The following is a 3,981-nucleotide window of genomic DNA, read 5'->3' as shown; positions in this document are numbered from 1 at the left end:
AGCCCAAGGGCACGCCGGTCGGCGACATTGGCGGCAGCCCGGCTGGCGGACCCGAGGCCGTGGACAGGGGCGGGCCGAGACCACCGGGGGCTGGGGTCGGAGCGGGGGCTGGGGTTGGGGGCGTCGGGGCGAAGGCTGCTGGGTTCACTGTTGTCGGCGCTGCGGGTGGCCCAGCGGGCGGCTTGACTGAGGGTGCTGGGGCGTAGGCTGTTGGGTTTACTGTTGTCGGCGTTGCGGGTGGCCCGGTTGCAGGCTCGGCCGGAGCTACTGGGACGAAAGCGTCGGGGTTTATTTCTGGCTTTCCACCTGGCAGGGTGGTTGACGGCCCATTGGTTGTCAAGCCAGGCGTGCCAGCCAATGCTTGCACTTGCTGGTAGATCGTGTCCTTGTTTGGGGATTCGAGCATCCGAGTGGGATCAATGCCAAGTTCTTGAACGAACCGCCGAGCCGACTTGAGGATACCTTGTCGATTGAGGATCTCCTGCATACACTCGAATATCTGTTGGGTGCAGGGCGCTGCTGCTGTATTAGCTCTTTGCTGGCACTCCACCACCACGTCGACAATTCGGTCGACTTTCATCGGGTCTTTGGAGTTCTGAATCTGTCTGATCTTGAAGTTACCGTTCTCAGCGATCATCGCGAGTTGCGAATTTAGTTCGGTGGCCGAACCGTAGGCGGAAGCGTGTGCTTTGCTTATGGTGCCGTTGGTCTCGGCGACATCGCGGGCCTGATCGACGCCCCACTTAAAGGCTTGGCGGATGGCGTCGGCCGTCATCCCCTTCTGGGTGCCAGAATTGAGGGGCCCGGAAAGCTTCTCCCACAACTGGTCGGACAGTTGCTGCCATGTGGTCGCGGTCGTTTGACGCTTGGTCGATGCAGCGCTAACAACATTCAAGTCCGAGTGCGGAGTCCAAACATGGCCCACAAGAAGCTCGCCCCACTCGCCAGGAGGGCCTCCACTTTTCATCTGCACATCTCGTCTATGTGTGTTATGCCATTATCTATGGCGTGGAGAAAAGGATCTAGAGTTGGAGACGGATCATCGTTGAGGGCGTGCATCGCAAGATTCTTGTATGAATTGCCGAGTGAGCGAACCGCGTCCGACAGGTCGTTAGGTGTCGCGGGCTCTGCTATAAGGCTGTCTAGCAGATAACCTCCCGCGGCGTAAGCTGCAAAACGTGCCAGCGTACCAAGGATAAGCGAATCGATGTACTCGCCTTCTGTCGGCTTCAGTTTATTAGAGTTCACCGCTACTTCGCTTTTTGAAATTTTAAAGGCTGCGCAAACATTCGCTTTGGCCTCGGCGATTTGTTGATCGGTGAATGCGGGCGTCGGCGTGGGTGGGACGGACGGTCCGCTGTCGCGGGGTACCGGGCGTAACCACGCGGCGACAGCAGCACCGACGGCGAGGAGCGTCATCGACAGCATGGCAATCATGAGCCATCGTGCGGACCTACCCAGAGCCGTCGGCGGTGCTTGCGGCCAAGGCGGCGGCCCGGCAGGAGGCTGCGGAAACCCTGCCGATCCTCGCACGGGGGGAGGCCCTGCGGATGGCGCATCCGACATGCGCCGATGGTATCGCCGATCGCCGATTTCGGTAGTCAGCTTGTTCTGCGCCCATAAGTGAGAAAGGCCCCGTTTTGCCGGACCAGCAGGTGAGGCGAGGCTGTACCGGTTGGCAAATCCATACGTAGTTGCTATTCGCAGCGGTGAAGCGATGCGGCTGCTGTCGGCGTCCCTGATGGGGCTAGTGGGTGGCGGTGCGGGCGCGCCGGGTGCCTGCCGTCGCTACCGGGTGGCGGCGGCGCTGGAGGTGTGGCGGGACTCGGGATCGTTGCTCCCCGCGTTCGACTCGACCGGCATCGTGTGGGATCGGCAGGTAGCGCCGCCGCTGTCTGTCCGACACGGGATTGGCCGCCGGCGGTGGGATGCTGCCTGGTTGTCCACAGTTGGTGTTTTATCCCCAGCTGTGCTCGGGCTGGCCGGGCTGGCCCGACGGTGTCGGGGGCGGTTTTTAGTGTCGGGTTATGGATTCAGCGCTGGGCGCTGTGGCGGCACGCGAGGCGATTCGCGGCGCGCTGGATGCTGTTGATACCGCCCATGAGGTGTTGCGGGAGACCTCCTCGGCGATGGTGGGCAATGATTTTCGGGTCGATGTGGCCGAGCGGTTGGAGACGCAGCAGCGCACCAACCGGGGATTGATGTACCGGTTCTTCGGCGAGATCGCCGACCCGCCCGATGAGACGGGGTCGGGTGCGTTGACACGCAAGACGTTGTGGTCGCGGCTGCGCATCACCCCGGGCGAGATCACCCGACGCTGCCGGCTGGCCGCCCGGATCTGTCCGCGCCGAACGTTGACCGGTCAGGTCATCGAACCAGAGTTGGCGGCGTTAGCCGCCGCGGTGAAAGACGGCGCGCTCGGTGAGGACCATATCCGCGCGGTGTGCCACGCCGTGGACGTGCTGCCCGCCCGGGTTTCACCAGCCGATGTGGCAGACACCGAACGCACCCTGGTGGCCCACGCCCGAAAGCTCGACGCCGGCATCGTCACCAAGTTGGGGCAGCGCATCGCCGACTACCTCAACCCCGACGGGCTGTTCAGCGACGAAGACCGGGCCCGCCGGCGCGGCCTGCGGCTGAGCCGGCAAGGCCCCGATGGCATGTCGCGGCTGACCGGGCTGATCGACCCCGAAACCCGCTGCTACTTCGAGGCGGTCATCGCCGCCGTGCGCCCGGGCCGCCACCAACCCAACCAACCCGGCAACCAGGACGTCAAGGACGATCCCACCGCCGGCGATGACCGCACCCCCGATCAGCGCTGCCACGACGCGGTCAAACTTGCGTTGAAAACCGCCATCGCCTCCGGCGGGTTGGGCACTCATCGCGGCCATCCCGTCACCGTGGTGGTCACCACCACCTTGGCCGAACTCGACCACGCCGCCCGCACCGCCACCGACGCTAAAGCACCCATGCCGGCACCGGCGTTGACCGGTGGCGGGTCGCGGCTACCGATGCGTGATCTGATCCGCATGGCCGCCGAGGCGATCCACTACCTGGCGGTCTTCGACGACCACACCGAACGGCCGTTGTATCTGGGCCGGCAAAAACGCATCGCCACCGCCGATCAACGCCTGATCTGTTATGCCCGCGACCGCGGCTGCACCCGCCCGAACTGCCTCCAACCGGGCTATCACTGTGAGGTCCACCACAGCCCGGACTGGGCCAAAGGCGGGCGCACCGACGCCGACACACTGCACTTCGCCTGCGGCGCCGACCACGCCGACGCCAGCGACCGCACCTGGCACACCGTCGTCACTGACACCGGCCGGCTCGGCTGGACCGACGGCACCACCCCACCCCACATCAACCGCGCCCACCACCCCGAAGAACTCCTCCGCGGCGACCCCGACCCCCAGAATGCCGGCCGTAGCGGGCCCGCGCTTCCCAACGGGTCTGCGCGCCTGCGTTCCCCGCAAGTCTGAGCAGGGCTGGTATCGAAGCGAGGAGGTCGCCGCGCTGGGGATCGCCGGCCGCGGTGTAGTGGTCACTCGCTGGATTGGGCTAGGGCTCGGCTAGGGGCCAGCCAGGTCCGGCCCGCCGAGGGCCGGGATTTTGCCGCCAAGTTGACGGCGTGCACCCGATCGCGGACGCTTACCTGCGTGCCAACAGATATCGAATACCTGCAGAAACCTGCGGGTGGGCGTGCTGCACACTCCCCGGTCGCCGACCTTGAGTCCACGCCGCTGACCACTATGGGCCTCTCACCCATAGCCGAGCTACTCCAACTGCTCACCCATGCGGCCAGTAACGGTGAAGAAGCGGACATCGCGGCGATGCTGGCAGGTTGCGAAGATCGCAACCGCAAACGTGCCACGGCGGTCGACGAAGCCATCCAGCAGGAAGCACCCGGTGATGAGTAGCCCGACGAGTACCCCGCCCCAGGTGCAGTTGCTGACGCGCGACGGCTGCCCCGGCTGCGCG

4 protein-coding genes and 1 pseudogene are annotated in these 3,981 nt (G+C 65.0%); 2 read left to right on the top strand and 3 right to left on the bottom strand.

All coding sequences use genetic code 11. The annotated features are described in order from the left end of the window. Both AC2VOU_RS20170 and AC2VOU_RS20165 read right to left on the bottom strand, forming a co-directional pair. A pseudogene (locus tag AC2VOU_RS20170) lies at window positions 1–967 on the bottom strand (hypothetical protein); the annotation flags it as partial. After that, on the bottom strand, window positions 964–1,437 hold the full coding sequence (locus AC2VOU_RS20165) for a hypothetical protein (protein WP_486958957.1): 474 nt from the start codon (window positions 1,435–1,437) through the stop codon (window positions 964–966). The pseudogene AC2VOU_RS20170 and the gene AC2VOU_RS20165, both read right to left, overlap by 4 nt. Window positions 1,438–1,445: 8 nt before the next feature. Between AC2VOU_RS20165 and AC2VOU_RS20160 the strand changes: the two genes are divergently transcribed. Further along, a complete protein-coding gene (locus AC2VOU_RS20160; protein WP_486958956.1) occupies window positions 1,446–1,601 on the top strand; it encodes a hypothetical protein in 156 nt (51 codons plus the stop codon). Window positions 1,602–2,027: 426 nt separating this feature from the next. Next, entirely contained in the window at window positions 2,028–3,482 is a 1,455-nt protein-coding gene (locus AC2VOU_RS20155) for a 13E12 repeat family protein (protein ID WP_486958955.1), read from the top strand. Window positions 3,483–3,776: 294 nt separating this feature from the next. Here AC2VOU_RS20155 and AC2VOU_RS20150 read toward each other — a convergent pair. After that, window positions 3,777–3,981, bottom strand: a 205-nt coding sequence (locus tag AC2VOU_RS20150; protein WP_486958954.1) for a hypothetical protein, incomplete at its 5' end; no start/stop codon positions are given.

It is taken from the genome of Mycobacterium sp. TH-M25, assembly GCF_057473665.1.
Note: the sequence above shows the minus strand (reverse complement) of the source record. Positions and strands in the feature narration are given on the sequence as shown.

Excerpts from the sequence above, each read along its gene's own strand:
- AC2VOU_RS20165 (WP_486958957.1), bottom strand. The coding sequence starts at position 1,437 with ATGATTGCCATGCTGTCGATGACGCTCCTCGCCGTCGGTGCTGCTGTC.
- AC2VOU_RS20155 (WP_486958955.1), top strand. The coding sequence starts at position 2,028 with ATGGATTCAGCGCTGGGCGCTGTGGCGGCACGCGAGGCGATTCGCGGC.